At 71.8% G+C, this 24110-nt stretch carries 25 protein-coding genes; 14 read left to right on the top strand and 11 right to left on the bottom strand.

What is annotated here, in order from left to right; translation table 11 throughout:
* The first annotated feature begins 274 nt into the window (after positions 1-274).
* Positions 275-1939, top strand: coding sequence for a phospho-sugar mutase (locus ACWEK3_RS18835; RefSeq protein ID WP_450543490.1), 1665 nt, complete (start codon positions 275-277; stop codon positions 1937-1939).
* 145 nt (positions 1940-2084) lie between these two features.
* Here the strand turns inward: ACWEK3_RS18835 and ACWEK3_RS18830 are convergent, their stop codons facing one another.
* The gene (locus ACWEK3_RS18830) at positions 2085-2777 is read right to left on the bottom strand and encodes a PH domain-containing protein (protein ID WP_361415824.1); all 693 of its coding nucleotides are present in this window, start codon (positions 2775-2777) and stop codon (positions 2085-2087) included.
* 142 nt (positions 2778-2919) lie between these two features.
* Between ACWEK3_RS18830 and deoC the strand changes: the two genes are divergently transcribed.
* From deoC to ACWEK3_RS18815, 3 genes are read left to right on the top strand one after another with little or no spacing between them, the layout of a single operon-like run.
* On the top strand, positions 2920-3870 hold the full coding sequence (gene deoC, locus ACWEK3_RS18825) for a deoxyribose-phosphate aldolase (protein WP_453250164.1): 951 nt from the start codon (positions 2920-2922) through the stop codon (positions 3868-3870).
* A gap of 5 nt (positions 3871-3875) precedes the next feature.
* A complete protein-coding gene (locus ACWEK3_RS18820) occupies positions 3876-5327 on the top strand; it encodes an aldehyde dehydrogenase family protein (protein ID WP_453250150.1) in 1452 nt (483 codons plus the stop codon).
* Complete coding sequence (locus ACWEK3_RS18815; RefSeq protein ID WP_361415828.1) at positions 5320-6237, top strand: aldehyde dehydrogenase family protein; 918 nt, start codon at positions 5320-5322, stop codon at positions 6235-6237. The genes ACWEK3_RS18820 and ACWEK3_RS18815 overlap by 8 nt, the downstream gene beginning before the upstream one ends.
* Positions 6238-6330: 93 nt before the next feature.
* Here the strand turns inward: ACWEK3_RS18815 and ACWEK3_RS18810 are convergent, their stop codons facing one another.
* On the bottom strand, positions 6331-6729 hold the full coding sequence (locus ACWEK3_RS18810) for a hypothetical protein (RefSeq protein WP_453250149.1): 399 nt from the start codon (positions 6727-6729) through the stop codon (positions 6331-6333).
* Positions 6730-6857: 128 nt separating this feature from the next.
* On the opposite strand from ACWEK3_RS18810, the gene ACWEK3_RS18805 reads away from it, so the two are divergent.
* Positions 6858-7493, top strand: a complete 636-nt coding sequence (locus ACWEK3_RS18805; RefSeq protein ID WP_365424159.1) for a uridine kinase family protein — start codon at positions 6858-6860, stop codon at positions 7491-7493.
* Positions 7494-7750: 257 nt separating this feature from the next.
* Here the strand turns inward: ACWEK3_RS18805 and ACWEK3_RS18800 are convergent, their stop codons facing one another.
* The 3 genes from ACWEK3_RS18800 to ACWEK3_RS18790 all read right to left on the bottom strand — a co-directional run bounded on the left by ACWEK3_RS18800 (position 7751) and on the right by ACWEK3_RS18790 (position 9750).
* Complete coding sequence (locus tag ACWEK3_RS18800) at positions 7751-8527, bottom strand: SigE family RNA polymerase sigma factor (protein ID WP_361415834.1); 777 nt, start codon at positions 8525-8527, stop codon at positions 7751-7753.
* 109 nt (positions 8528-8636) lie between these two features.
* Positions 8637-8765 carry a hypothetical protein gene (locus ACWEK3_RS18795; RefSeq protein ID WP_450547359.1) on the bottom strand — a complete coding sequence of 43 codons (129 nt, stop codon included), beginning with the start codon at positions 8763-8765 and terminating at the stop codon, positions 8637-8639.
* Positions 8766-8790: 25 nt separating this feature from the next.
* Positions 8791-9750 carry a hypothetical protein gene (locus ACWEK3_RS18790; protein WP_450547360.1) on the bottom strand — a complete coding sequence of 320 codons (960 nt, stop codon included), beginning with the start codon at positions 9748-9750 and terminating at the stop codon, positions 8791-8793.
* Positions 9751-9998: 248 nt separating this feature from the next.
* On the opposite strand from ACWEK3_RS18790, the gene afsQ1 reads away from it, so the two are divergent.
* The 5 genes from afsQ1 (at position 9999) to ACWEK3_RS18765 (ending at position 14239) form a co-directional block, all read left to right on the top strand.
* On the top strand, positions 9999-10676 hold the full coding sequence (gene afsQ1, locus ACWEK3_RS18785) for a two-component system response regulator AfsQ1 (protein ID WP_037868090.1): 678 nt from the start codon (positions 9999-10001) through the stop codon (positions 10674-10676).
* A complete protein-coding gene (locus tag ACWEK3_RS18780) occupies positions 10673-12268 on the top strand; it encodes an ATP-binding protein (protein ID WP_450547361.1) in 1596 nt (531 codons plus the stop codon). Before afsQ1 ends, ACWEK3_RS18780 begins: the two co-directional genes overlap by 4 nt.
* Complete coding sequence (locus ACWEK3_RS18775; protein ID WP_390723283.1) at positions 12268-12876, top strand: hypothetical protein; 609 nt, start codon at positions 12268-12270, stop codon at positions 12874-12876. The genes ACWEK3_RS18780 and ACWEK3_RS18775 overlap by 1 nt, the downstream gene beginning before the upstream one ends.
* Positions 12877-13391: 515 nt before the next feature.
* On the top strand, positions 13392-13973 hold the full coding sequence (locus ACWEK3_RS18770) for a VanZ family protein (protein WP_450547576.1): 582 nt from the start codon (positions 13392-13394) through the stop codon (positions 13971-13973).
* Positions 13974-14038: 65 nt separating this feature from the next.
* Positions 14039-14239, top strand: coding sequence for a PspC domain-containing protein (locus ACWEK3_RS18765; protein WP_141359063.1), 201 nt, complete (start codon positions 14039-14041; stop codon positions 14237-14239).
* Between the two features lie 117 nt (positions 14240-14356).
* Here ACWEK3_RS18765 and ACWEK3_RS18760 read toward each other — a convergent pair whose 3' ends face one another.
* The 3 genes from ACWEK3_RS18760 to ACWEK3_RS18750 all read right to left on the bottom strand — a co-directional run bounded on the left by ACWEK3_RS18760 (position 14357) and on the right by ACWEK3_RS18750 (position 17369).
* A complete protein-coding gene (locus ACWEK3_RS18760) occupies positions 14357-14710 on the bottom strand; it encodes an ATP-binding protein (RefSeq protein WP_450547574.1) in 354 nt (117 codons plus the stop codon).
* Positions 14711-14838: 128 nt separating this feature from the next.
* Positions 14839-16002, bottom strand: coding sequence for an adenosine deaminase (locus ACWEK3_RS18755; RefSeq protein ID WP_450547573.1), 1164 nt, complete (start codon positions 16000-16002; stop codon positions 14839-14841).
* Between the two features lie 158 nt (positions 16003-16160).
* Positions 16161-17369 carry an RNA-guided endonuclease InsQ/TnpB family protein gene (locus ACWEK3_RS18750; protein WP_453250148.1) on the bottom strand — a complete coding sequence of 403 codons (1209 nt, stop codon included), beginning with the start codon at positions 17367-17369 and terminating at the stop codon, positions 16161-16163.
* A 284-nt stretch (positions 17370-17653) separates the two neighbouring features.
* On the opposite strand from ACWEK3_RS18750, the gene ACWEK3_RS18745 reads away from it, so the two are divergent.
* On the top strand, positions 17654-18415 hold the full coding sequence (locus tag ACWEK3_RS18745; protein WP_453250147.1) for an alpha/beta hydrolase family protein: 762 nt from the start codon (positions 17654-17656) through the stop codon (positions 18413-18415).
* Between the two features lie 12 nt (positions 18416-18427).
* Here ACWEK3_RS18745 and ACWEK3_RS18740 read toward each other — a convergent pair whose 3' ends face one another.
* Positions 18428-19381, bottom strand: a complete 954-nt coding sequence (locus tag ACWEK3_RS18740) for a LysR family transcriptional regulator (protein WP_361415849.1) — start codon at positions 19379-19381, stop codon at positions 18428-18430.
* A 63-nt stretch (positions 19382-19444) separates the two neighbouring features.
* Between ACWEK3_RS18740 and ACWEK3_RS18735 the strand changes: the two genes are divergently transcribed.
* Together ACWEK3_RS18735 and ACWEK3_RS18730 are read left to right on the top strand one after the other, a co-directional pair.
* Positions 19445-20713 carry an MFS transporter gene (locus ACWEK3_RS18735; RefSeq protein WP_453250146.1) on the top strand — a complete coding sequence of 423 codons (1269 nt, stop codon included), beginning with the start codon at positions 19445-19447 and terminating at the stop codon, positions 20711-20713.
* Positions 20714-21136: 423 nt separating this feature from the next.
* Complete coding sequence (locus ACWEK3_RS18730; protein ID WP_361416016.1) at positions 21137-22153, top strand: sigma-70 family RNA polymerase sigma factor; 1017 nt, start codon at positions 21137-21139, stop codon at positions 22151-22153.
* On the opposite strand, the gene ACWEK3_RS18725 is transcribed toward ACWEK3_RS18730, so the two are convergent.
* Positions 22037-22423: an STAS domain-containing protein gene (locus ACWEK3_RS18725; protein WP_453250145.1), complete on the bottom strand. Its 387-nt coding sequence runs from the start codon at positions 22421-22423 to the stop codon at positions 22037-22039. The genes ACWEK3_RS18730 and ACWEK3_RS18725 overlap by 117 nt on opposite strands.
* A 134-nt stretch (positions 22424-22557) precedes the next feature.
* On the opposite strand from ACWEK3_RS18725, the gene ACWEK3_RS18720 reads away from it, so the two are divergent.
* Complete coding sequence (locus ACWEK3_RS18720) at positions 22558-23478, top strand: AEC family transporter (RefSeq protein ID WP_453250144.1); 921 nt, start codon at positions 22558-22560, stop codon at positions 23476-23478.
* Between the two features lie 7 nt (positions 23479-23485).
* Here the strand turns inward: ACWEK3_RS18720 and ACWEK3_RS18715 are convergent, their stop codons facing one another.
* Positions 23486-24070, bottom strand: coding sequence for a Uma2 family endonuclease (locus ACWEK3_RS18715; protein WP_453250143.1), 585 nt, complete (start codon positions 24068-24070; stop codon positions 23486-23488).
* Between the last annotated feature and the right edge of the window lie 40 nt (positions 24071-24110).

The following is a 24110-nucleotide window of genomic DNA, read 5'->3' as shown; positions in this document are numbered from 1 at the left end:
CCCGCGGCACGCCGAACGACCGGCGGCACCCACGAAGGGAGAGCCGCCGGACTGCGGAAGGGGCCGTGGGGTGTGCCGGCGGCCCCTGCCCCACACTTCGTGCCCGCCCGGCGGTCTCCGCCCGGCGCGGCCTCGAAACCCCGGGCAGTACGCTCGCGCGCGGCGGCCGGACGCGCCCCACGGCTCCGCCCCCAACGCATCCCAGGTGCCCCGGCACCCACTCGCCGGAGGCAGACGGCCCAGGCCGACAAACTCACGAGAGGCTGACCCCAACGTGCACGACGACCTCATCGCACGGGCCAAGGCGTGGCTGGCCGAGGACCCCGACGCCGACACCCGTGACGAACTCGCCCGGCTCCTCGAAGCCGCGAACACCGGGGCCACCGAGAGCACCGCGGAGCTGGCCGCCCGCTTCACCGGCACGCTCCAGTTCGGCACCGCCGGCCTGCGCGGCGAACTCGGCGCCGGGCCCATGCGCATGAACCGCTCCGTCGTCATCCGCGCCGCCGCCGGCCTCGCCGCGTACCTGAAGAAGAACGGGACCGCCCACGGGGACGAGAACGCCGGCCTCGTCGTCATCGGCTACGACGCCCGGCACAAGTCCGCCGACTTCGCCCGCGACACCGCAGCCGTCATGACCGGCGCCGGACTGCGCGCCGCCGTGCTCCCCCGCCCCCTCCCCACCCCGGTCCTCGCCTTCGCCATCAGGCACCTCGGCGCGGTCGCCGGTGTGGAGGTCACCGCCAGCCACAACCCGCCCCGCGACAACGGCTACAAGGTCTACCTGGGCGACGGCTCCCAGATCGTGCCCCCGGCGGACGCCGGAATCGCCGCCGAGATCGACGCGATCACCACACTCACCGCGGTGCCCCGCCCGGACTCCGGCTGGGACATCCTCGACGACTCCGTCCTGGAGGCCTACCTGGCCCGTACGGACGCGGTCCTCGCCCCCGGCTCGCCGCGCACGGCCCGCACCGTCTACACGGCGATGCACGGCGTCGGCAAGGACACCCTCCTCGCCGCGTTCGCCCGGGCCGGCTTCCCGGCCCCGGAGCTGGTCGCCGAGCAGGCCGAGCCGGACCCGGACTTCCCGACCGTCGCGTTCCCCAACCCGGAGGAGCCCGGTGCGATGGACCTGGCGTTCGCCCGGGCCCGCGCGACCGAGCCCGACCTGATCATCGCCAACGACCCCGACGCCGACCGCTGCGCGGTGGCCGTCGGGCACGGCACCGACTGGCGCATGCTGCGCGGCGACGAGGTGGGCGCCCTGCTCGCCGCCCACCTGGTCTCCCGCGGCGTGACCGGCACCTTCGCGGAGTCGATCGTCTCCTCCTCCCTCCTCGGGCGCATCGCCGGGAAGGCGGGCCTGCCCCACGAGGAGACGCTCACCGGCTTCAAGTGGATCGCCCGCGTGGAGGGTCTGCGCTACGGCTACGAGGAGGCCCTCGGCTACTGCGTCGACCCCGACGGCGTACGCGACAAGGACGGCATCACCGCCGCCCTCCTGATCACCGAACTGGCGTCCCGGCTCAAGGAGGAGGGCCGCACCCTGCTGGACCTCCTGGACGACCTCGCCGTCGAGCACGGCCTGCACGCCACCGACCAGCTCTCGGTCCGCGTCAAGGACCTCTCGCTGATCGCCGACGCGATGCGGCGCCTGCGCGAGCAGCCCCCGACCGCGCTCGCGGGCCTGCCCGTCACCCGTTCCGAGGACCTCACCCGGGGCACGGACCGGCTGCCGCCCACGGACGGCCTGCGCTACACCCTCGACGGTGCCCGCGTCATCGTCCGCCCCAGCGGCACGGAGCCCAAGCTGAAGTGCTACCTGGAGGTCGTGATCCCGGTCGGCACCCACGCCGACCTCCCGGCGGCCCGCGGCAAGGCCGACGCCCTGCTGGCGTCGATCAAGCGGGACCTGTCGGAGGCGGCGGGCATCTGACCCGCGGCCCGGCCCGCGGCGAAACGGAACGGGTGCCCCTCCACCGGTGGAGGGGCACCCGTTCCGGCTCAGGCAGTCCGGCCTGCGGACGCACGGACACGCCGTCGGGCGACCTGCCGGCGTACCGGCGTATCGCCCGCGCGCTTCAGCCCAGCGCGATCAGGATCGCCAGCACCACCGCGCCGGCCAGCGCAGGGCCCACGATCTCGTACGCCCAGCGGACCGTCACCTCGCCCTGGGCCGCCTCGGCGTTCTCCCGGGTGTCCCGCAGCTCGCGCAGATCGTCCATGAACTGGTCGCCCGCCGCGCGGATCGGCCCGTCGCCTCCGGCGCCCGGCCCGCCGAACCCGAGGACGCCACCGCCGCGCCCGCCGGACCGGCCCGTCCCCGCGACGCGCTCGCCCGTGGCGGCGGCCCGCGCCTCCTGGCGGGCGGCCCGCTTGCGCCCCCGCAGCGAGACGGGCACCGCCCACAGCTGGTACTTGGTGCCGGACCGGTCCAGCACCTCGTTCGAGTAGCCGGAGCGCAGCCCGGAGACCTGGCCCCAGGGCAGCACGATCACGCGGAAGGGGTTGCGGACGCGCAGCCGGTCGGCGTTGACGTACACGGCGGGCCGCAGGGTGAAGGCGACCACCAGCGGCACCGCGAGGATCATCCCGGCGAGAGCCAGCCACGGGGTGCGGCCCTCGCCCGCGACCAGCGCGTCGATGCCCAGCCACAGGATGATGGCGAGCAGCAGGACACCGCCCGCGATGCCTGCGGACGACCGGTGGACCCGGTCCTCGTACGCGGAGGCGGAGGGCTGCGGCGCGGGGGGTTCGTGCTCGGGCGTCGTCATGGCCCCGATTGTGCCCGACGTCCGCGGGCGGCCTCATCCGCGGTGCCGGAGCACGGGTCACGGTGCGGATATCGGCCGGGCCACAAGATGAGCCCCGGGGGTGTACAGCCGCTACGCGCGTAGATATGCTCGCCTGGTGACCATGCCCACCACTGCACCCCCTCTCGCTGACGTCACCGCGTCCGACAGCACGCTGCGCCGCTTCCTGCACGGGCTGCCCGGCGTCGACGCGGTCGGCCTGGAGGCGCGCGCCGCCTCGCTCGGCACCCGTTCCATCAAGACCACCGCGAAGGCGTACGCGATCGACCTCGCCATCTCGATGGTCGACCTGACGACGCTGGAAGGCGCGGACACCCCGGGCAAGGTCCGGGCGCTCGGCGCCAAGGCGGTCCACCCCGACCCGACGGACCGTACGGCCCCCGCCACGGCCGCGGTCTGCGTGTATCCCGACATGGTGGCCACCGCGAAGGCGGCCGTGGCCGGTTCGACCGTGAAGGTCGCCTCGGTCGCCACCGCCTTCCCGGCCGGCCGGGCGCCGCTGGACATCAAGCTGGCGGACGTGCGCGCGGCGGTCGCCGCGGGCGCCGACGAGATCGACATGGTCATCGACCGCGGGGCGTTCCTCGCCGGCAAGTACCTCAAGGTGTACGACGAGATCGCCGCCGTGAAGGAGGCCTGCGGTTCGAGCGCCCGCCTGAAGGTCATCTTCGAGACCGGCGAGCTGTCGACGTACGACAACATCCGCCGCGCGAGCTGGCTCGGCATGCTGGCGGGCGCCGACTTCATCAAGACCTCCACCGGCAAGGTCGCCGTCAACGCCACCCCGGCCAACACGCTGCTCATGCTGGAGGCCGTCCGTGACTTCCGGGCGCAGACCGGCGTGCAGGTGGGCGTGAAGCCGGCCGGCGGCATCCGCACCTCCAAGGACGCGATCAAGTTCCTGGTGCTGGTCAACGAGACCGCCGGCGGGGACTGGCTGGACAACCACTGGTTCCGCTTCGGCGCCTCCTCGCTCCTGAACGACCTGCTGATGCAGCGCCAGAAGCTGGCCACCGGCCGCTACTCCGGCCCCGACTACGTGACGGTGGACTGAGCCCCATGAACACGGAAAACCCGCTTTCCCCCTTCGTATACGCACCGGCTCCCGAGTCCCGGTCGGTCGTCGACATCGCGCCGTCCTACGGCCTGTTCGTCGACGGCGAGTTCACCGAGGCCGCCGACGGCAAGGTCTTCAAGACGGTCTCCCCCAGCACGGAGGAGGTGCTGTCCGAGGTCGCCCAGGCCGGCGAGGCGGACGTGGACCGCGCGGTCAAGGCGGCCCGCAAGGCCTTCACGAAGTGGTCGGCGCTGCCCGGCTCCGAGCGCGCCAAGTACCTGTTCCGCATCGCCCGCATCATCCAGGAGCGCAGCCGTGAGCTGGCGGTCCTGGAGACGCTGGACAACGGCAAGCCGATCCGGGAGACGAGGGACGCGGACCTGCCCCTGGTGGCCGCGTACTTCTTCTACTACGCCGGCTGGGCGGACAAGCTCGACCACGCGGGCTACGGGCCGAACCCGAAGCCGCTCGGCGTGGCCGGCCAGGTCATCCCGTGGAACTTCCCGCTGCTGATGCTGGCGTGGAAGATCGCCCCGGCCCTGGCGACCGGCAACACGGTCGTGCTCAAGCCCGCCGAGACCACCCCGCTCTCCGCGCTGTTCTTCGCGGACATCTGCCGCCAGGCGGGCCTGCCGAAGGGTGTCGTCAACATCCTTCCCGGCTACGGCGACGCGGGCGCCGCGCTGGTGGCGCACCCGGACGTGAACAAGGTCGCCTTCACCGGCTCCACGGCCGTCGGCAAGGCGATCGCGCGCACGGTCGCGGGCACGGACAAGAGGCTCACCCTCGAACTGGGCGGCAAGGGCGCCAACATCGTCTTCGACGACGCGCCGATCGACCAGGCCGTCGAGGGCATCGTGAACGGCATCTTCTTCAACCAGGGCCAGGTCTGCTGCGCGGGCTCGCGCCTGCTGGTGCAGGAGTCGATCCACGACGAGCTGCTGGACTCCCTCAAGCGCAGGCTCTCCACCCTGCGCCTGGGCGATCCGCTCGACAAGAACACCGACATCGGCGCGATCAACTCCGCCGAGCAGCTGGCCCGGATCACCACGCTCGCCGACCAGGGCGAGGCGGAGGGCGCCGAGCGCTGGTCGCCCGCCTGCGAACTGCCCGAGAGCGGCTACTGGTTCGCCCCGACGCTGTTCACCGGCGTCACCCAGGCGCACACCATCGCCCGTGACGAGATCTTCGGCCCGGTGCTCTCCGTCCTCACCTTCCGCACCCCGGACGAGGCCGTCGCCAAGGCCAACAACACCCCGTACGGGCTCTCGGCCGGCATCTGGACGGAGAAGGGCTCCCGGATCCTGGCGGTGGCGAGCAGGCTGCGCGCCGGTGTCGTCTGGTCCAACACGTTCAACAAGTTCGATCCGACCTCGCCGTTCGGCGGCTACAAGGAGTCGGGCTTCGGCCGCGAGGGCGGCCGGCACGGCCTGGAGGCGTACCTCGATGTCTGAGAAGTCCGAGAAGTCTGGGGCGACGACCGAACCGCGGCTTTCGGTCCTCAAGACCTACAAGCTGTACGTGGGCGGCAAGTTCCCGCGTTCCGAGAGCGGCCGGGTGTACGAGGTGAGCGACTCCAAGGGCAACTGGCTGGCGAACGCACCGCGGTCGTCCCGCAAGGACGCCCGTGACGCGGTCGTGGCCGCGCGCAAGGCGTTCGGCGCGTGGTCCGGCGCGACCGCGTACAACCGGGGCCAGATCCTCTACCGCGTCGCGGAGATGCTGGAGGGCCGCCGCGAGCAGTTCGTCCGCGAGGTCGCCGAGGCGGAGGGCCTGTCCAAGGCCAGGGCTGCCGCGCAGGTCGACGCGGCGATCGACCGCTGGGTCTGGTACGCGGGCTGGACCGACAAGATCGCCCAGGTGGTGGGCGGCGGCAACCCGGTCGCGGGCCCGTACTTCAACCTCTCCTCCCCCGAGCCGACCGGCGTGGTGACCGTCCTGGCCCCGCAGGAGTCGTCGTTCCTGGGCCTGGTCTCCGTGATCGCCCCGGTGATCGCGACGGGCAACACGGCGGTGGTGGTCGCGAGCGAGAAGCACCCGCTCCCCGCGCTCTCCCTCGGCGAGGTGCTGGCCACCTCCGACCTGCCGGGCGGTGTCGTGAACGTCCTGTCCGGCGGTACGGCGGAGATCGCCGCCCCGCTCGCCGCGCACCAGGACGTCAACGCGATCGACCTCGCGGGCGCCGACGCGGAGCTGGCCAAGGAGCTGGAGGTCGCGGCGGCGGACAACCTCAAGCGCGTCCTTCGTCCACAGCCTGTGGACTACGCCGCGACGCCGGGCATCGACCGCATGACGGCCTTCCTGGAGACCAAGACGGTCTGGCACCCGACGGGCTCCCTGGGCGCCTCCGGCTCGTCGTACTGAGCCGCCCGGGGCCCGCACCGCGGCGCCCCGCACAGACGAGAGCCGCGTCTCCCCTCCGTCCGGGGGAGGCGCGGCTCTCCGTGTGCGCGCGTGTCAGCGCACCGACCCGAGCAGCTGCCCGACGACCGGCACGGCGCCCACCGACGGGGCCTGAGCCACCGGGCCTGTGAGCATCTTCGAGCTGACCGGCTGGAAGTCGGCGAGCTGGGTGCCGACGCCGTTGTCGAGCGGGTCGACGCCGGTGCCCGCGAGCGGGTTGGGCTTGAGGGCCGTGACCGTTCCGGTGGTGTGGCCGACCGTGCCGGTCAGTGCCTGGACACCCGTCTGCGGGTCACCCTTGCCGAGAGAGCCGAGCAGGCGGCCCTCGCCCCCGCCCGGGAGAATGTCCGCCGAGGCCGTTGTCGCGCCCACGCCCAGGGCGACCCCGGCGGTGGCGACGGCGACCAGGACGCGCCGGACGGTGGACTGGGGGGAGGACGCGTGTCGAGCCATTGCTGGTGCCGCCTTACGGATGCGGTGGGTAACGGAAACAGCGCACACGGTAGTTGAGATGTAAGCCACGTTCCAAAGCCGACCCGCGGGGTCGGCAGGCGGGCCACCATGCGTCAAACTGGTGTTCCGTGAGCCTTCATCCCCCGTCACCCGCCCGTGTCGTGCTGCTGTGCGGCCCCTCGGGCTCGGGCAAGTCCCTGGTCGCCGCCCGCTCCGGACTGCCCGTGCTGCGCCTCGACGACTTCTACAAGGAGGCCGGTGATCCGACCCTGCCGCTGGTGGCGGGAAGTTCGGACATCGACTGGGACCACCCCGGCTCGTGGGACGCGGACGCCGCGGTCGCGGCGATCAGCCGGCTGTGCGCCACGGGCACCACGAACGTGCCGGTGTACGACATCTCGCTGAGCGCCCGCACCGGCGAGGACACACTGCACATCGGCCGCACCCCGCTGTTCATCGCGGAGGGCATCTTCGCCGCCGAGATCGTGGGGCGCTGCCGGGAACTCGGCGTCCTGGCCGACGCGCTGTGCCTGAACCGCGGACCGGCCAGGACCTTCCGGCGGCGCTTCCTGCGGGATCTGAAGGAGGGCCGCAAGTCGGTCCCGTTCCTGCTGCGCCGGGGCTGGCGGCTGATGCGCGCCGAGCGGTCGATCGTGGCCCGCCAGGTCGCGCTGGGCGCCCACGCCTGCGACCGGGACGAGGCCCTGGGGCGGCTGGCCGCCGCGGCGGCGGGTCGGCAGGCACAGTCACGGACGGCCGCGTAACCGGCGTACGGCACAAGGGCGTACATGCCTCGTACCCCCTCTCCTCGTACGCGGCTCTCGCGCGTCAACGCGTGTGCGCACGCGAAAGCGGGACTGGACAGACCCCCCGGTCCTCCAGTCCCGCTCCCTTGGTGCTCCCCCATTTTCCCCCGTGTCCCCAGGGATACCCCCGTTCCCCGAGTCCCCGTTGTTCCCCCCGTTTTCCCCTTCCCCCGGTTCCCCCGGTTTCCCCCGTTCCCCGCTGCCCTTCGGTCGGTTCAGGCGACAAGCTCGCCGAAGGACTCCTCACGGTCACGGCCGAAGCTGAGGACCTCGTCCTCGCGCAGCCGGCGCAGGGACCGCCAGATGCTGGACTTCACCGTGCCGACGCTGATGCCGAGGATGTCCGCGATCTCCGGGTCCGTACGGCCCTCGTAGTAACGCAGGACCAGCATGGTGCGCTGGAGTTCGGGCAGCCGGGCCAGCGCCTGCCACAGCACCGTGCGCAGCTCGGTGCCGCGCATGGCGTCCGTGTCGCCGGGCGTCTCCGGCAGTTCCTCGGTCGGGTACTCGTTGAGCTTGCGGCGCCGCCAGGCGCTGATGTGCAGGTTGGTCATGGTGCGGCGGAGGTATCCGCCGACGGCCGCCTTGTCACTGATCCGGTCCCACGCCCGGTAGGTCGAGAACAGCGCGCTCTGCAGCAGGTCCTCGGCCTCGAAGCGGTCGCCGGTGAGGTGGTAGGCGGTTGCGTACAGGGAGGCGCGGCGCTCCTGGACGTAGGCGGTGAACGCCGCTTCGGCGTCTACGGCCTCCGACAGCGCGCGGTGCTCCCCCGGCCCCTCCCCGTACGCGGTTCCCCCGTGTGTTTCCCCCGTGTGCGCGTCAACCACCGTTATGCGCGGCTGTATCCCCTGCTGCGCATACGCGGTGTGCTGACGCCCGGTGCCGCGAGCGCACCCCCGCCCGCTCACGGCACCGGACTTCTCCGGAGACCGGGCCACGTCGTGCAGACGCGTGACCACTGCGCTGTGGCTGGTGCTGTGCAGTGTGTTCATTGGCGCCCCCCGTCGTGGAGTTCCGGTGTTCCGTCCTGCTTCCTTGCCCCGTGCCGAAAAGATTGCCGTGGTCACTTCATGACCGTGTCCGCCGACTGTCACAGACCTGTCACAGCGCGCCCGGAACCCGTGGGCGCGAGGTGTTCGCCGACGCGCTGCAGAAGAAGCCGCGTGGGGCGTTGGCGCGGCCGGCCACCGCGTTGGAGTCGGGGACGGCGAGCGGGGTGGAGGTCACCACGTGCCGCGGCGAGCCGCGGCTACCGCTACAGGGCAGCGACAGCGGGACGCAGAAGATCGGTGGCAGGATTCGAGCGCATGAGTTCCCTGCCTGCCTCTGCCCGGGCCCGTCGCGCATCAGCACGCTGGAGGTAGTGGCGACATGTATCGGCGATTTTCGCGTAGTCGGTGAAGGCCAGACCTGAATCGAACCGGGATTCCTCTGCGGTGTCACAGCCGCGCTCGGACACTACGAACCTGCCGTTCGCCAACAGGTAGGAAGCCCTCACGATCTCAAAGACCTTGGCTTCGTAGAAGTGAACATTCAACACGATCTTCGCTCTGGCCAGCAGGGCATCGCGCGCTTCGCCATAGAGGCCGAACCGGGCGACGGCATTGAGCCCCTCCGAAGCGAGGTGCCGGATCGGAGCGAGGCGGCGTTCGTTCAATGAGCCGATGAACAGCACGTCGATGTCCTCCTCCGCCACTGGTTGCATCCGCTCCAGCTCCGGAACGTAGCCGATGGGGACATGCTGGACCTCGCCCACCCCCAAGCGCTCGAGTTCGGCGATATTACGAGCGCTGTAGTCCCACACCGTGTGCTTTCGGAACAAATCCAGCAGACCCTGTGTGACCCAACGGGAACCAGCGGAAATCTGCTCCAAGTTATACAGGATGGACTTCTCCGGCAGGACATCCGCCGGGTTCGGATAATTCCCCAGAAGGTTGGATCCGAAAATGATGTGCCTGCGGCCCGGCAGACGAGGATCGTGGGTCAGTACACTGTCATGACCTAGACGCAGCAATGCAAAATGCACGGTTTCAGCGACCTCTTTGAACGCTTCCCAATGCTGATACCCCTGCGGACGAAGAACAGTGACCGCGAATCGCACAAACATCTCCTCCTGTCTCAGGCGCCGCCATGCCGATCCAGCTGCGCTGCCCAGTACCCTGTCGGCGGTGAACAGGTCCGGCTTGAATCGATGAGAACTGGGGCTTGTCTTCATTTGTGATCAATGGCCTTTCAGGAGGCTGCTGCGCGGAAACAAAGGTCCGGCGAGGCGATCCGGTTGAACGCGCGCGGAGTCCAGTGACGTGATCGCGTAGTGATCCATCGCCAAGCCGGTGGGCGGGAGGCAGCCGTCGACGAGGCGGGGTCGTACAGGGGTCTTGGTGACGGTCGTCATTCGTGGGAGATGTGCGGGAGCGCTCCAGGTGTCGAAACCCCACCCCCGCATGGGCCAGAATGAGGCCCGTGCCTTCCCTGTTGCTGATCGAGGACGACGACGCCATCCGAACGGCCCTGGAGCTCTCACTGACGCGCCAGGGACACCGGGTGGCCACCGCTGCCAGCGGTGAGGACGGTCTGAAGCTGCTGCGCGAGCAGCGGCCGGACCTGATCGTGCTGGACGTGATGCTGCCCGGCATCGACGGGTTCGAGGTGTGCCGGCGCATCCGGCGCACGGACCAACTGCCGATCATTCTGCTCACCGCGCGCAGCGACGACATCGACGTGGTGGTCGGACTGGAGTCCGGAGCCGACGACTACGTGGTCAAACCCGTGCAGGGGCGGGTGCTGGACGCCCGGATCCGGGCCGTGCTGCGGCGCGGCGAGCGGGAGGCGAACGACTCGGCGACCTTCGGCAGCCTCGTCATCGACCGGGCGGCGATGACCGTGACGAAGAACGGCGAGGACCTCCAGCTGACCCCGACCGAGCTGAGACTGCTGCTGGAGCTGAGCCGGCGGCCCGGGCAGGCGCTGTCCCGGCAGCAACTGCTGCGGCTGGTGTGGGAGCACGACTACCTCGGCGACTCGCGGCTCGTCGACGCCTGTGTGCAGCGGCTGCGCGCCAAGGTGGAGGACGTGCCCTCGTCCCCGACGTTGATCCGTACCGTGCGCGGCGTCGGCTACCGCCTGGACGCGCCTCAGTGACGGACGAGCGGGACGAGCTCCGGGGCTGGGCCTCGGGGCGCAGGGGAACGTTGTCCCGGCTGCGGTTCAGCAGTCTGCGTCTGCGGCTGGTCGTGGTCTTCGCGCTGGTGGCGCTGACCGCGGCCGTGTCGGCGTCCGGGATCGCGTACTGGCTCAACCGCGAGGCGGTGCTCACCCGCGCCCAGGACGCGGCGCTGCGCGACTTCCAGCAGGAGGTGCAGAACCGCGCGGGCGCGCTGCCGGTGCACACCACGCAGGACCAACTCCAGCACACCGCCGGTCAGATGGCCGGCAGCAGCCAGCGCTTCAGCGTGCTGCTGGTCGGCCAGGACGCGAACGGCAGGACGCTGTACGGCAACTCCGGCGGGCTGAACGGCTTCTCGCTGGAGGACGTGCCCGCCTCGCTGCGCACCGCGGTGAACAGGCAGCAGCCGCTCTCCTCCGCCAACAAGGCGCCCTACCACCTGTACTGGCAGCGGATCGTCATGCACGGGACGCCGTACCTGGTGGCCGGCACGCGGGTGATCGGCGGCGGCCCGACCGGCTACATGCTCAAGTCGCTGGAGCCGGAGGCCAAGGACCTCAACTCGCTGGCCTGGTCCCTGGGCATCGCCACCGGACTGGCGCTCATCGGTGCCGCTCTCCTCGCCCAGGCCGCCGCCACGACGGTGCTGAAACCGGTGCACCGGCTGGGAGTCGCCGCGCGCCGGCTCGGCGAGGGCAAGCTCGACACCCGGCTGCGGGTGTCCGGCACCGACGAACTCGCCGACATGTCCCGCACGTTCAACAAGGCGGCCGAGGCGCTGGAGAAACGGGTCGCCGACATGGCCGCCCGCGACGAGGCCTCCCGCCGCTTCGTCGCGGACATGAGCCATGAGCTGCGTACGCCGCTGACCGCCATCACCGCCGTCACGGAGGTGCTGGAGGAGGAGCTGGACTCCGAGAGCGGCGGCCTCGACCCGATGATCGAGCCGGCGGTCCGGCTCGTCGTCAGCGAGACCCGGCGGCTGAACGACCTGGTCGAGAACCTGATGGAGGTCACCCGCTTCGACGCGGGCACGGCCCGGCTGGTCCTGGACGACGTCGACATCGCCGACCAGATCACCGCCTGCATCGACGCCCGCGCCTGGCTGGACGCCGTGGAGCTGGACGCCGAGCGCGGCATCCACGCCCGGCTCGACCCGCGCCGCCTGGACGTCATCCTCGCCAACCTCATCGGCAACGCGCTCAAGCACGGCGGCTCGCCGGTGCGGGTGTCGGTGCGCGCGTCGGCCGCGGAGGCGGAGCGGCCCGCCGAGATCGTCATCCAGGTGCGCGACCACGGGCCGGGCATCCCCGAGGACGTCCTGCCGCACGTCTTCGACCGCTTCTACAAGGCGAGCGCGTCCCGGCCGCGCTCCGAGGGCAGCGGCCTGGGGCTGTCCATCGCCCTGAACAACGCGCAGATCCACGGCGGCGACATCACCGCGGCCAACTCGCCCGAGGGCGGAGCGGTGTTCACGCTGCGGCTGCCGCGGGACGCCTCCGCGCTCGCCGAGGAGCGCACCGAGGGCGAGCGGGACGAGGAGAACGGCGCGGAGGGGGCCACCTGATGAACGCACGCCGACTTCTGCCGGCGGCGCTGACCGCCCTGGGCCTGCTGCTCGCCGGGTGCGGGATCCGGCCCACCGAGGTGCCCACGGACTTCGGCGGCGCGCCCTCCCGCGTGCCCTGCTCGCTGTCCCAGCCCGACCTGACCATCCAGTCCTCGCGCGGCGTGCCCGTACAGGTGTTCCTGTTGTGCGGCTCGTCGCTGGTGACCGTCGACCGGACGGTACGGGTGCCGGAGGGCACCGCGGACGCGCAACGGCGGGTGATCGTGGCCCAAGGGCTGCTCGACCAGCTCGCCGCGCCGCCGTCGGCCGGCGAGAAGGCGGCCGGGTACACCACGCACGTCCCGGACGGCCTGAAAGCCGAAGGGCCGCGCCCGCGTGACCCCGCCGACACGCTCCGGCTGAGCAGCGCGCCGGCCGGCCTCGCCCCGTACGCCCTCGCACAGATCGTGTGCACGCTGTCCGACTCGGCCGCCGCCGAGGGGGACGGCTCCGTCGTCCTCGGCGGCCCGGACGACACGGCGCTGCGCCGCTACGAGTGCACCGGGGAACTCCGCTCCCGCCCGGGCACCACCCTGCCACCGTCGACCCCGGTGACCACGGGCTGACGCGGAGGCGGCACAGGGGTGCGTGCGGCGCACGGGTGTGCCGCTCGGTCGTGGCACACCCGCACGACGCACGAGCGCGGCGTACAGGCTTGGCACCGGGCGGGGCACAGGGCCGTGACGCACACGTGCGGCGCAACAGGCTTGGCGCTGGGCCGTGGCACACGGGTACGGCGCAAGGGGCGTGACACAGGGCCATGGGCAGAGCGGGCTGGCCGGGACGCCCGGCGCCGCCGGACCGGGGGCACGGCGGGCACCTGGGCCGACGCCGATGACCATGCCCACGGGCGCGGCGCAGGGGTGTGACACAGGGCCGTGACCCACAGACGCGGCGCAAAGCCGTGACGCACAGGTGCGGTGCACAGGTGTGCCGCGGGATCGTGGCGCACGAGTGTGGCACAGGGCCATGACGCACAGGCGCGGCACACAGGCGCGGCGCGCGAGTGTGGCGCAGCACTCACCATGGAGTGTGCCGTCCGGCCGGAACCGATCGTGCCGGGGGCCGCGTCTTGGGTGGCGTGCAGCGTCAAGGCTCCATCCGCGGCAGCGCCGCGATCCACGTCCGCGTGACAGGGGGTGTCCTCCTCGTCGCCCACCTCGCGCTCGTCGCCTGGCTCACGCTGCGTCCGCTGGACGTCCCCTGGGTGACGCCGCCCAATCTGCGTCCGCTCGCCACCATCCGGGCCGACCTGGCGTTGGGCTGGCCCGGGGCGGCCCGGCGCATCGGCGAGGGACTGGCGCTGCTCGCGCCGCTGGGCGTACTGCTGCCGATGACGCACGGCAGCCTCCGCGTCTCTCCACTCGGGTCCCTGTTCCGCACGGTCGCCGCGGGCACCCTGGTCTCGCTGGGCATCGCCCTGCTGCAGACCGGCGTACCGGGCCGGGTGGTGGACGTCGACACACTCCTGCTCAACACCGCGGGCGTGGCCCTCGCGCACCTCGCAGTCGTCCCCGTGGGCCGCTCCCGTCTCCGCCGCGGAGCCGAGCGCCGGAACCGGCCGGCCCCGCGCCAGGAGGACCCGCCTCAGGGTCGCACCCCGACGATTCCCAGGGTCGGCCTCGCCCCGTGGAGCGACGCTCTGCCCCCTTCGTCTCCGTAACGTGGAAGACGGACGGGGCAGCCGACGGGGCGGCCCCGCACCGACAGCTCACGAAGGAGTCGACCATGACCGCCCTGGCCCGCCCGACCCACGGCCGCGTGCTCGGCGGAGTGTGCGCTGCGCTGGCTCGGCGCTTCGGCACCTCCGCGACGACGATGCGCGTGATCTTCCTGCTGTCCTGCCTGCTGCCGGGCCCGCAGTTCCTGGTCTACATCGCGCTGTGGATCCTGCTGCCCTCGGAGGAGACGGCCGGCAGCGCGTGGTGAAAGCCGCGCACGCGGAGACGGCGACGCGGTGACACGCTGAAACGACGGCACGGCTGGGGCGCACCCTGGAACCAGGAGGTGCGCCCCAGCCGTGCCGTTGTCCGGGGAGCGGTCGGCTCAGCCCAGCGGCAGCCCGTTCACCGGCAGGCCGTGGGTGGGCAGGCCCCGCACCGGCAGTCCGCCGAGCAGACCGGCGACCGGCTTGGTCGGGCCGTTCTGGAGCAGGCCCTGGGTGGCCGGCTGCGCGGCCGCGAGACCCGTCTGCACCGCGGGCCTGGCCTGGTTCAGCGCCTGACCGGCGCCGGGCAGCGACTTGGTGACGTTCTCCGTCGGGAGCGCCTTGCTGACGGTGCCGAGTGCCTGGCCGGCGTCCGGAACGGCTGGCGCGGCGTTCGCGGCGCCCGCGCCGGCGGCCGCGAAGGCGGCCCCGAGAGCGGCGACACCGAGGGACTTGGCGGCAGACTGCTTCATGAAAACGCGTCCTTGGGTGGAAGACAGGGAACTGAGCGGTCCACGACCGTAAACATGCCGAGCCGTCCGCCGCAAACATCGAAATACCGACGGAATATGCACCCCGGATGTGTTCCCGTATCCACCGATCAGCCTTCCGAGGTCGAGAAACCCCTGGTGGACGCGGTCTGCTGAAACAGCCATTCGGATTTCAGCGCCGCATATCCCGGCTTGATCACGTCATTGATCATGGCCAGTCGTTCATCGAAAGGAATGAATGCTGATTTCATCGCATTGACGGAGAACCACTGCATGTCGTCGAGCGTGTATCCGAACGCCTCGACCAGCTGCTCGAACTCCCTGCTCATGCTGGTGTGGGACATCAGGCGGTTGTCCGTGTTGACCGTGACCCGGAAGTGGAGCCGGCGCAGCAGCCCGATCGGATGCTCGGCGTACGAGGGCGCCGCCCCGGTCTGCAGGTTGGAACTCGGGCACAGCTCCAACGGGATGCGCTTGTCGCGGACGTAGGAGGCCAGCCGCCCCAGTTCGACCGTGCCGTCCTCGCGGACCTGGATGTCGTCGATGATGCGCACCCCGTGGCCCAGCCGGTCCGCGCCGCACCACTGCAGCGCCTGCCAGATGGACGGCAGCCCGAAGGCCTCGCCGGCGTGGATCGTGAAGTGGTTGTTCTCCCGCTTCAGATACTCGAAGGCGTCCAGGTGCCGGGTGGGCGGGTAGCCGGCCTCCGCGCCCGCGATGTCGAAGCCCACGACGCCCGAGTCCCGGTAGCTGTTGGCGAGTTCGGCGATCTCCAGGGAGCGGGCCGCGTGCCGCATCGCGGTCAGCAGGACGCCGACCCGGATCCGGTGGCCGTTCTCCAGGGCGGTCCGCTCGCCCTCGCGGAAGCCCTCGTTGACGGCCTCGACGACCTCCTCCAGGCTCAGCCCGCCCTCCAGGTGCTGCTCGGGGGCGTAGCGCACCTCGGCGTAGACGACGCCGTCCTCGGCGAGGTCCTCGGCGCACTCGCGGGCGACCCGGACGAGGGCGTCGCGGGTCTGCATCACGGCGACAGTGTGCGAGAACGTCTCCAAGTACCGTTCCAGGGAGCCGGAGTCGGCGGCCTCCCGGAACCACAGGCCCAGCTTGTCCGGGTCGGTCTCGGGGAGCAGGGAGTAGCCCGTCGTACGGGCCAGGTCGACGACGGTTCCCGGGCGGAGCCCGCCGTCGAGGTGGTCGTGAAGCAGAACCTTGGGCGCCCGGCGGATCTGGTCCGAGCTCGGGGCGCCCCCCTGGTGGGCAGTCTGGCTCGTCATTTCCGCACTGTAACGCCTACGCGCGTAGATCATCGCGTGTACACATCCGTCGATATGTAACGGTGACCGCCCGGACGGGTGGCGTACACGGGTGCTTCTGACACTGTTCTGTCGTGACTCCACCCACGCGTGAACGCGCGGGCTTCCTGCAACGGTGGCTAGGCCACGTCGCAGAGGACCAGCCCGGCCCTGTTGAGGACGTTCGTCGCGCCGACGCGGTCAGCGTTGGCGGTGAAGCCGCACGCCGTGCACTGGAACTTCGCCTGGGTGACGCGGTTCTCCTTCGCGACATGCCCGCATGCCGGGCACGTGCGGGAGGTGTTGCGGGCGTCCACTCCGATCACGAGGCGACCGGCCCTTTCAGCCTTGTTCGCCAGGATCGTCAGGAACTGCCCCCAGCCCGCGTCCAGGATGCTGCGGTTGAGCCCGGCCTTCGCGGCGGCGCCGTTCGGCAGGAAGGCGCCAGGTGCTTCGGGGTCGGGCCTGGGCGCCGGCGCCTTCGTCATGCCCGCCGTGTTGAGCCGCTCGTACGCGATCACATCGTGTTCGCGGATCAGCGCGTTCGCGGTCTTGTGGTGGAAGTCGACGCGCTGCCTGCGGATCTTCGCGTGGAGTTTGGCGACCTTTCGAGCGGCGGCGCGGTGCCTCTTGGTGCGCTGCCGGGTGCGCTTGGGGAACGTGGCGAGGTGCCGTTGGGCCTCGGCCAGGTCCTCGGCCATCGCGTTGAGGAACCTCGGGTTGGCGACGTGCGCACCGTCCGAGGTGGTCAGGAAGTGCACGGTGCCCAAGTCGATGCCGACCACGGCACCGCTGGGCGGCAGGAGCTCAGCAGTCACGTCGTCGCAGGACAGGAGTACGTACCAGCGGTTGCCCTCCCGCTTGACCGCGATCGTCTTCACACGGCCCTTCACGGGACGGTGCTGGTGCACGCGGACGTGCCCGACGCCCTGGAGGCGGACGCGGGTCTGCGGATCGTGCGGGGTGGAGTCCCAGCGGCAGCCGTCTCCGTCCTTCGGGAACACAACGGTGTCGAAGTGTCCGACGCCCTTGAACCGCGGGTAGCCGGGAATCTGCCCGGCCTTCACTCGGCGGAAGAACGCGGCGAACGCCTTGTCCAGCCGCCGCAGGGTGGCCTGTTGGGAGGAGAACGACCAGCGGCCCTGACGTTCCGGGTCGAACGCCCGGATCTCCTTGAGCTGGGCGGACTGGTAGCCGTACCGGACGGTGGTCTTCGAGGCGTGCCGGTAGGCGTCCCGACGCTCCTGCAATGCGCCGTTGTACAGGGAGCAGTGGTCTCGCAACATCTCACCCAGCGCGGCCGCCTGACGCACGGTGGGACGCAGGAGGAACTTGTACGCGCGGATCACGCCCTGCGCCTCCGCTCAAGGCGCAGGGCTTCGGCGAGGAGAACGCACGCAGCAGCGCTGATCGAGATGCCCGCCCGGTGGGCGTACTCCTCGACCTGCCGCTTCAAATCCGGGGGCACGCGAAGGTTCAGCGACTCCCGGCGGTCACCCCTGGCCACGACCAAAACGCTACCGCTTTTGACGGTGCCTCATATTCGAGATTGGATGCCACGCTGCTCAGCAGCGCAATCGCGGAGTCGATTCCCCAACCGGCCGAAGCCGGCGGTCCGCTCGAAAGGAATCTGATGGCACACCAAGCGACGCCGGTTCGCACGGCCCGGCTGGGGAGGACGCTCGGCCCGGAGCCGGCGGCGGTGGGCGGAGCGGTGCTGCTGCTCCCGGGCGGCCAGGAGGTCTCCACCCGCAGACCCTCGCCGGTGCTGGCGGCCGCCTCGATGCGCACGCTGGGGCGCCGGCTGGCCCGCGCGGGGCGCGAGGAGGGCCTGGCCGTGCACGTGGTGCACTACCGCTACCGCGGCTGGAACGGCGCCGAGGCGCATCCGGCCCGGGACGCGGCCTGGGCCGTCGAGGAGGTCGTCCGGTGCTACGGGGACGTGCCGGTCTGCCTGGCCGGCCTCGACATGGGCGGCCGGGCCGCGCTGCACGCCGCCGGGCACGAGACCGTCAACTCCGTGGTGGCCATCGCCCCTTGGCTGCCCGAGGCCGACATGGCGGCCTCGCCCGAACCGGTCAGGCAGCTCGCCGGGCGCCGGGTGCTGATCGTGCACGGCACGAACGACGAACGGACCGATCCCGAGCTGTCCTTCCGGTTCGCCGAGCGGGCGAAGAAGGCGAACCGGGACGTGTGCCGGTTCGAAGTCCACGCCGACGGACACGGGTTGCGTCAGTACCGGGACGAAGTCGTCGCGCTCACCACCGACTTCGTCATGGGCTCCCTGTTCGGGCGGGTGCTCTCGCGGCCGGTGCAGGACGCGCTGGCGGCTCCGCCGCCGCTGGGCCTGCGGATGCCGCTGGCGGCCGGGTTCGGGAAGACCCTGCGGCGGTAGGGCCGCCCGCCGTCAGGTAGGGAGCAGACTGCCGCGCTTGGCGAGGAGGAACTTCTTGAACGCCGCCACCGGCGGGGTGTCCGGGTGGCCCTCCAGCCAGGCCACGCCGATCTCCCGCACCGCGCGCGGGGCCGTCACCGTCAGCTCGACGACTCCGGGCCGGGGGAAGGCCGGCGGGGGCAGCAGGGCGACCCCGAGGCCGGCGGCGACCAGGCCGCGCAGGGTCTCGGCCTCCTCGCCCTCGAAGGCGATGCGCGGCTTGAAGCCGGCCTCCCGGCACAGGGCGTCGGTGATGCGGCGCAGGCCGTAGCCGGGTTCCAGGGTCACGAAGGACTCCTCGGCGGCCTCGGCCAGGCGGATGCGGCGGCGGGCGGCGAGCCGGTGGTCGACGGGGACGACCAGGCGCAGCTTCTGCTCGTCGAGACGGCGGGCGACCAGGTCGGGGGCGTCCGGCACGGGGGACGTCAGGCAGAGGTCGAGCTCGCCCGCCCGCAGCCCCTCCAGCATGGCCTCGCCGTAGTTCTGCACCAGGCTGAAGCGGACGCGGGGATGGTCGGCCCGGAAGGCGTGGATGAGGCCGGGCACGGTCTCGGCGCCCATGGTGTGCAGGAAGCCGAAGGCGACCTTGCCGGTGGCCGGGTCGGCGTCGGCGCGCACCTCCTCGGCGGCGCGCTCGATCTCGGCGAGGGCGCGTTGCACGGAGGCGAGGAAGGTGCGGCCGGCGGGGGTCAGGGAAACCGTGCGGCCCCGGCGGGCGAAGAGGTCGACGCCGAGGTCCTGCTCCAGCCGGACCATGGCCCGCGAGAGCGTCGACTGCGGGACCTGCATCTCCTGCGCGGCCCGGGTGACGTGCTCGGTGCGGGCCACGCCGGCGAAGTGCGCCAGGCGGGGCGCGAGCAACGCGACGATGTCTTCTGTGTCACCGGTCTGTGACAGACGCGGCTGCGACCTCGGCTGATGCACCATGGGAACGATTATGCCGAGTCCATGCATTGGACGGATGAGTACGGGGCTTTCTACGGTCACCGTATGACTCCCGCCGATACCGGGGCGCTCACCACCGTGGGCGCCGTCGCCTCAGTCCCCGACTCCCGTATGGCCCCGGGCGGCCCCGGCTACCGCCGGATGAGCCTCGCCCTCTTCCTCGCGGGTGTCGCCACCTTCGCGCTGCTGTACTCCACGCAGGCCCTGCTGCCGCTGATCTCCGGCGAGTTCCACGTGGCGGCGAGCGACGCGAGCTGGACGGTGGCCGCCGCGACGGGCGGCCTGGCGCTGTTCGTGCTCCCGGCGAGCGCGCTGTCGGAGCGTTTCGGACGGCGTACGGTCATGACGGCCTCGCTGGCGGTCGCGGTGGTCGTCGGGCTGCTGGTGCCGTTCGCGCCGTCGCTGGGCGCGCTGGTGGTGCTGCGGGCGCTCCAGGGCGCGGCCCTCGCGGGGCTGCCGGCCTCGGCGCAGGCGTATCTGGCGGAGGAGGTCCGGCCCCGGGCCCTGGTCACGGCGATCGGCCTGTTCGTGGCCGGCAACAGCGTGGGCGGCATGAGCGGCCGGGTCATCACCGGCTGGGTCGCCCAGGAGTGGGGCTGGCGGGTGGCGGTCGGGGTGATCGGGGTGATCGCGGTGGGCTGCGCGGTGGCCTTCCGCCTGCTGCTTCCGGCGCCCCGGCACTTCCGGGCGGGCTCGCTGCGCCCGCGGGTGCTGGCGCGCTCGGTCCGCGACCATCTCGCCGATCCGCTGCTGCGCCGCCTGTACGCGATCGGCGCGCTGTTCATGACGGTGTTCGGCGGGGTCTACACGGTGATCGGCTACCGCCTGACCGAGGCGCCGTTCTCCCTGCCGCAGGGCATCGTCGGCTCGATCTTCCTGGTGTACCTGGTGGGCACGGTGTCCGCGTCGACGGCGGGGCGGCTGGTGGGCCGCCTGGGCCGCAGGGGCGCCCTGTACCTGGCGGGCGCCACGACGGCGGCGGGTCTGCTGGTGTCCCTGGTGGACTCGGTCGCGCTGGTCCTGCTGGGCCTGGTCCTGATCACCGCGGGCTTCTTCGCCGGTCACGCGGTCGCCTCCTCGGCGGTCAGCCGGACGGCCACGCACGGCCGCGCTCAGGCCTCGGCGCTCTACCAGTCCGCCTACTACGTCGGCTCCAGCGCGGGCAGCACGGTGGGCGCCGTGGCCTTCCACGCGCAGGGTTGGGCGGGAACGGTCGGGGTCGGACTGCTGGCCGTCCTGGGCGTCGTGGCGATCACGGTGCTCGGCTCGCGGGCGGCCAGGGTCGCGGCGCGGCGGGAGCCGGTGCCGGCATAGCCGCGCCGGGCGCCGGACTGCTCGGCCACGGCGGGAACCGGGCACCGGACCGCTCGGTCACACCGGGCGCCGGGAGCCGGGCCACTCAGCCACAGTGGGAGCCGGTGCCGGCGTAGCCGCGCCGGGCGCCTGCCTGTCGGCCGACGTCGGTGCCTCCAGCACCTCCGGCGCCGTCATCAAGGGCGAAGAACGCAGAGGGCCCCGACGGGGTCGTACGCCCCCCCGTCGGGGAGTTACTCGCCCGCGCCCGGGGGGCCGTCCGGGACGCCGGCGCCCACGGCGGCGGGCCCGTGGCCGCGCGCCACCCTCCCGACCTGCGGGTTCTTCCGCTCCAGCGGCCGTTGTCAGTGGGCTGCGATAGCTTCCGAAGTGCTGGGCGTGACGACGCGCACCGGACGGGACGGCCACAGGGGCGGGTGGACGATGGGAAACGGCACGACGGCGACGGCGGAGCTCGACGAGCGGCTGGAGGAGTACCGGGTCGAGCTGACCGGTTACTGCTACCGCATGCTCGGCTCGTCCTTCGAGGCGGAGGACGCGGTCCAGGACACCCTCGTGCGTGCCTGGCGGAGCTACGACAAGTTCGAGGGGCGCTCCAGCCTGCGCTCGTGGCTCTACCGCATCGCGACGAACGTCTGCCTGGACATGCTGGCGGCGGGCAGCAAGCGGGCCCGGCCGATGGACCTGACCGAGTCCACGCCGCTGGCCCGCGCGGCGCTGTCCCCGCGCCCGGACCACACCTGGCTGGAGCCGGTGCCGGACGCCCGTGTGCTGCCGGCGGTCGAGGATCCGGCGGAGGCGGCGGTCACCAAGGAGTCGGTGCGGCTCGCCTTCATGGCCGCCTTGCAGCAGCTGCCGCCCAAGCAGCGGGCCGTGCTGATCCTGCGCGAGGTGCTGGCCTGGCGGGCGAGCGAGGTCGCCGAGCTGCTGGGCACGTCGGTCGCCTCGGTCAACAGCGCCTTGCAGCGGGCGCGCGCCACGCTCGCCGAGCGGGGCGACAAGGCCGCCGAGGCGGCGGTGTCGGACCCGCTGGACGAGGCTCAGCAACGGCTCCTGGAGCGCTATGTGAAGGCGTTCGAGGGGTACGACATGGCGGAGCTGACCGCGTTGCTGCACGAGGACGCGGTCATGACGATGCCGCCGTTCGACCTGTGGCTGACGGGCCCGTCGGACATCACGGGCTTCATGACGACGCTGGGCGCGGCCTGCGCGGGCTCCCGGCTGCTGCCGGTGCGGGCCAACGGGCTGCCGGGCTTCGCCCAGTACAAGCCGGACCCGGAGAAGGGCGGCTTCACCGCGTGGGCGGTGCAGGTCCTGGAGACGTCAGAGGGCCGGATCACCGGGTTCCACTGCTTCCTCGACACCCAGCGGTGGTTCCCGTTGTTCGGGTTGCCGCTCCAGCTCGAAGGAGAGGCCGACCAGGCGGAGGAGGCCGTCTAGCGCCGGGTCGGGGTCGCGCAGCCGTATGCGGCCGCCGGCCCGCCGGGCGGTGAGCTGGAGCCGCGCGAGCAGGTCGACCACGCCGAGTCCCGGCGGTCCGAGACCCCCGACGTCGCACACGACGACTTCGGTCCGGGTGTTCTCCAGCAGGGCCCGCACGTCCGCGCACAGCCCCGCCACCTCCTCCCTGGTGACGGGGCCGGCGAGCACGAGCACGGCAGGTGTCCTGGCATCCACGATCTGTAGACCGTGCGACCGGGCACAACTCATCGCGGTCCGGGGGCCACAGGCCCGCCGAAGATCACATTGACCCGCTCGCCGCCCTCCCCGGAGGGTGGCCGTATGCCCCACGGATCGCCACCGCCCTGGATACCCGACGGCCTCCTGCCCGCGGAGGAGACCGCGTGCGAGGGGTGCTGAGCGGGTTCGCGGTCATCGCGGTGGTGATCGGCGTCGGCTATGTGATCGGGCGCCGCGGCTCCCTCGGCGACCAGGGCCGCGAGGTGCTGACCAGGCTGGCCTTCCACGTGGCGTCCCCCGCCCTGTTGTTCACGACGCTCGCGCGGGCCGACCTGTCGTTGATCTTCTCCAGCCGGCTGCTGGTGACGGCGATGAGCACGGCCGCGGCGGCGGGTGTCTTCGTGGCGTTCGGCGCGGTGCGGCGCTGGGGCGTGGGCCGCACCACGATCGGTGCGCTGTGCTCCAGCTACGTCAACTCCGGCAACCTCGGCATCCCGATCGCCGCGTACGTCCTGGGCGACGCGTCCCTGGTGGCCCCGGTCCTGCTGTTCCAGCAGATCATGGTCACGCCCATCGCGCTGACGGTGCTCGACCTCTCCGGGTCGGGCGGGAAGGGCTCCCTGTGGCGGCGCCTGCTCACCCCGCTGCGCAACCCCATCGCGGTGGGCTCCCTGAGCGGGGTCCTGGTCTCGGCCACCGGCCTGCGGCTGCCCGGCCCGGTCATGGACCCGATCACCCTGATCGGCAACATGTCGGTCCCGGCCGTCCTGCTGGCCTACGGCATCTCCCTGCGCGGCAGCGCGGCCCCCGGCCGCGGCCGCGATCGCCACCTGGTGCTGCTCGCCGTCGCCCTGAAGTCGGCGGGCCAGCCATTGGCGGCCTGGGCCCTGGCGGCGGGCGTCTTCGGCCTGAGCGGGGCGCCCCTGCTGGACGTCGTGGTGACCTCGGCCCTGCCCGCCGCCCAGAACCTGTTCACCTACGCGAGCCGCTACCGCGTCGGCGAGTCCCTGGCTCGCGAGTCCATCCTGCTGTCGACGATCCTGTCGGTGTCGACGCTGGTGGTGGTCGCGGCACTGCTGGGGTGACGGCTCGTCAGTCGACCGGGAATTCGGCGGTGTCGATGACGAGATCGAAGGGGGCGGGGAGCTTGAGGGCCTCGCCAAACTTCACGCTGCTCAGCGGGCGGTACACATCGCCTTTGGGCTCTCCGTAGAGCGTCGCGGTGGGGCCGCCGGGGGCCCAGCGATCGACCAGGAGGTAGAGCGGGATGCCAACGGTGGCGTAGGCGGCGGGCTTGCTGATGCGGTCGTGGCGGGCGTTGGACTTGGAGGTCACTTCGACCACGAGTTCGGCCAGGGCGGCCGGGATGTGGGTGTCCGCCTCCGTGTCCTCCCGCACCGGGGCCACCACAAGGTCCGGAATGAGCATGCCCAGCCGCGACGGCACGGCAATGGCCAGTGTCTGGAAGATCCCCCAGTCGTCGGGGACCACTGAGTAGAGGCGACGCTGAATGCGTTCCGCGATCAGGTTGTGGCGGTACGCGGGAGCAGGTGACACGGTGACGATCCCCTCGATGATCTCCACCTTGCTGCCCTCGGGCCATTCCGTCTCCTCCCAGAACCGGACGAGGTCGTCCCAGCCCTGCTCGGGGTCATGGCTGACGGTGAGTGCGCTCATGGCGGTCTCCTATCGGTGCGTCACCGATCCCAGCATGCCG

This window comes from Streptomyces sp. NPDC004721, assembly GCF_053601495.1.
Note: the sequence above shows the minus strand (reverse complement) of the source record. Positions and strands in the feature narration are given on the sequence as shown.

Coding starts and splice junctions, on each gene's coding strand:
- ACWEK3_RS18830 (WP_361415824.1), bottom strand. CDS start 2,777: ATGACGACGCCCGAGCACGAACCCCCCGCGCCGCAGCCCTCCGCCTCC.
- deoC (WP_453250164.1), top strand. CDS start 2,920: ATGCCCACCACTGCACCCCCTCTCGCTGACGTCACCGCGTCCGACAGC.
- ACWEK3_RS18820 (WP_453250150.1), top strand. CDS start 3,876: ATGAACACGGAAAACCCGCTTTCCCCCTTCGTATACGCACCGGCTCCC.
- ACWEK3_RS18815 (WP_361415828.1), top strand. CDS start 5,320: ATGTCTGAGAAGTCCGAGAAGTCTGGGGCGACGACCGAACCGCGGCTT.
- ACWEK3_RS18810 (WP_453250149.1), bottom strand. CDS start 6,729: ATGGCTCGACACGCGTCCTCCCCCCAGTCCACCGTCCGGCGCGTCCTG.
- ACWEK3_RS18800 (WP_361415834.1), bottom strand. CDS start 8,527: ATGAACACACTGCACAGCACCAGCCACAGCGCAGTGGTCACGCGTCTG.
- ACWEK3_RS18790 (WP_450547360.1), bottom strand. CDS start 9,750: ATGAAGACAAGCCCCAGTTCTCATCGATTCAAGCCGGACCTGTTCACC.
- ACWEK3_RS18775 (WP_390723283.1), top strand. CDS start 12,268: ATGAACGCACGCCGACTTCTGCCGGCGGCGCTGACCGCCCTGGGCCTG.
- ACWEK3_RS18765 (WP_141359063.1), top strand. CDS start 14,039: ATGACCGCCCTGGCCCGCCCGACCCACGGCCGCGTGCTCGGCGGAGTG.
- ACWEK3_RS18760 (WP_450547574.1), bottom strand. CDS start 14,710: ATGAAGCAGTCTGCCGCCAAGTCCCTCGGTGTCGCCGCTCTCGGGGCC.
- ACWEK3_RS18755 (WP_450547573.1), bottom strand. CDS start 16,002: ATGACGAGCCAGACTGCCCACCAGGGGGGCGCCCCGAGCTCGGACCAG.
- ACWEK3_RS18745 (WP_453250147.1), top strand. CDS start 17,654: ATGGCACACCAAGCGACGCCGGTTCGCACGGCCCGGCTGGGGAGGACG.
- ACWEK3_RS18740 (WP_361415849.1), bottom strand. CDS start 19,381: ATGGTGCATCAGCCGAGGTCGCAGCCGCGTCTGTCACAGACCGGTGAC.
- ACWEK3_RS18735 (WP_453250146.1), top strand. CDS start 19,445: ATGACTCCCGCCGATACCGGGGCGCTCACCACCGTGGGCGCCGTCGCC.
- ACWEK3_RS18730 (WP_361416016.1), top strand. CDS start 21,137: ATGGGAAACGGCACGACGGCGACGGCGGAGCTCGACGAGCGGCTGGAG.
- ACWEK3_RS18725 (WP_453250145.1), bottom strand. CDS start 22,423: ATGAGTTGTGCCCGGTCGCACGGTCTACAGATCGTGGATGCCAGGACA.
- ACWEK3_RS18715 (WP_453250143.1), bottom strand. CDS start 24,070: ATGAGCGCACTCACCGTCAGCCATGACCCCGAGCAGGGCTGGGACGAC.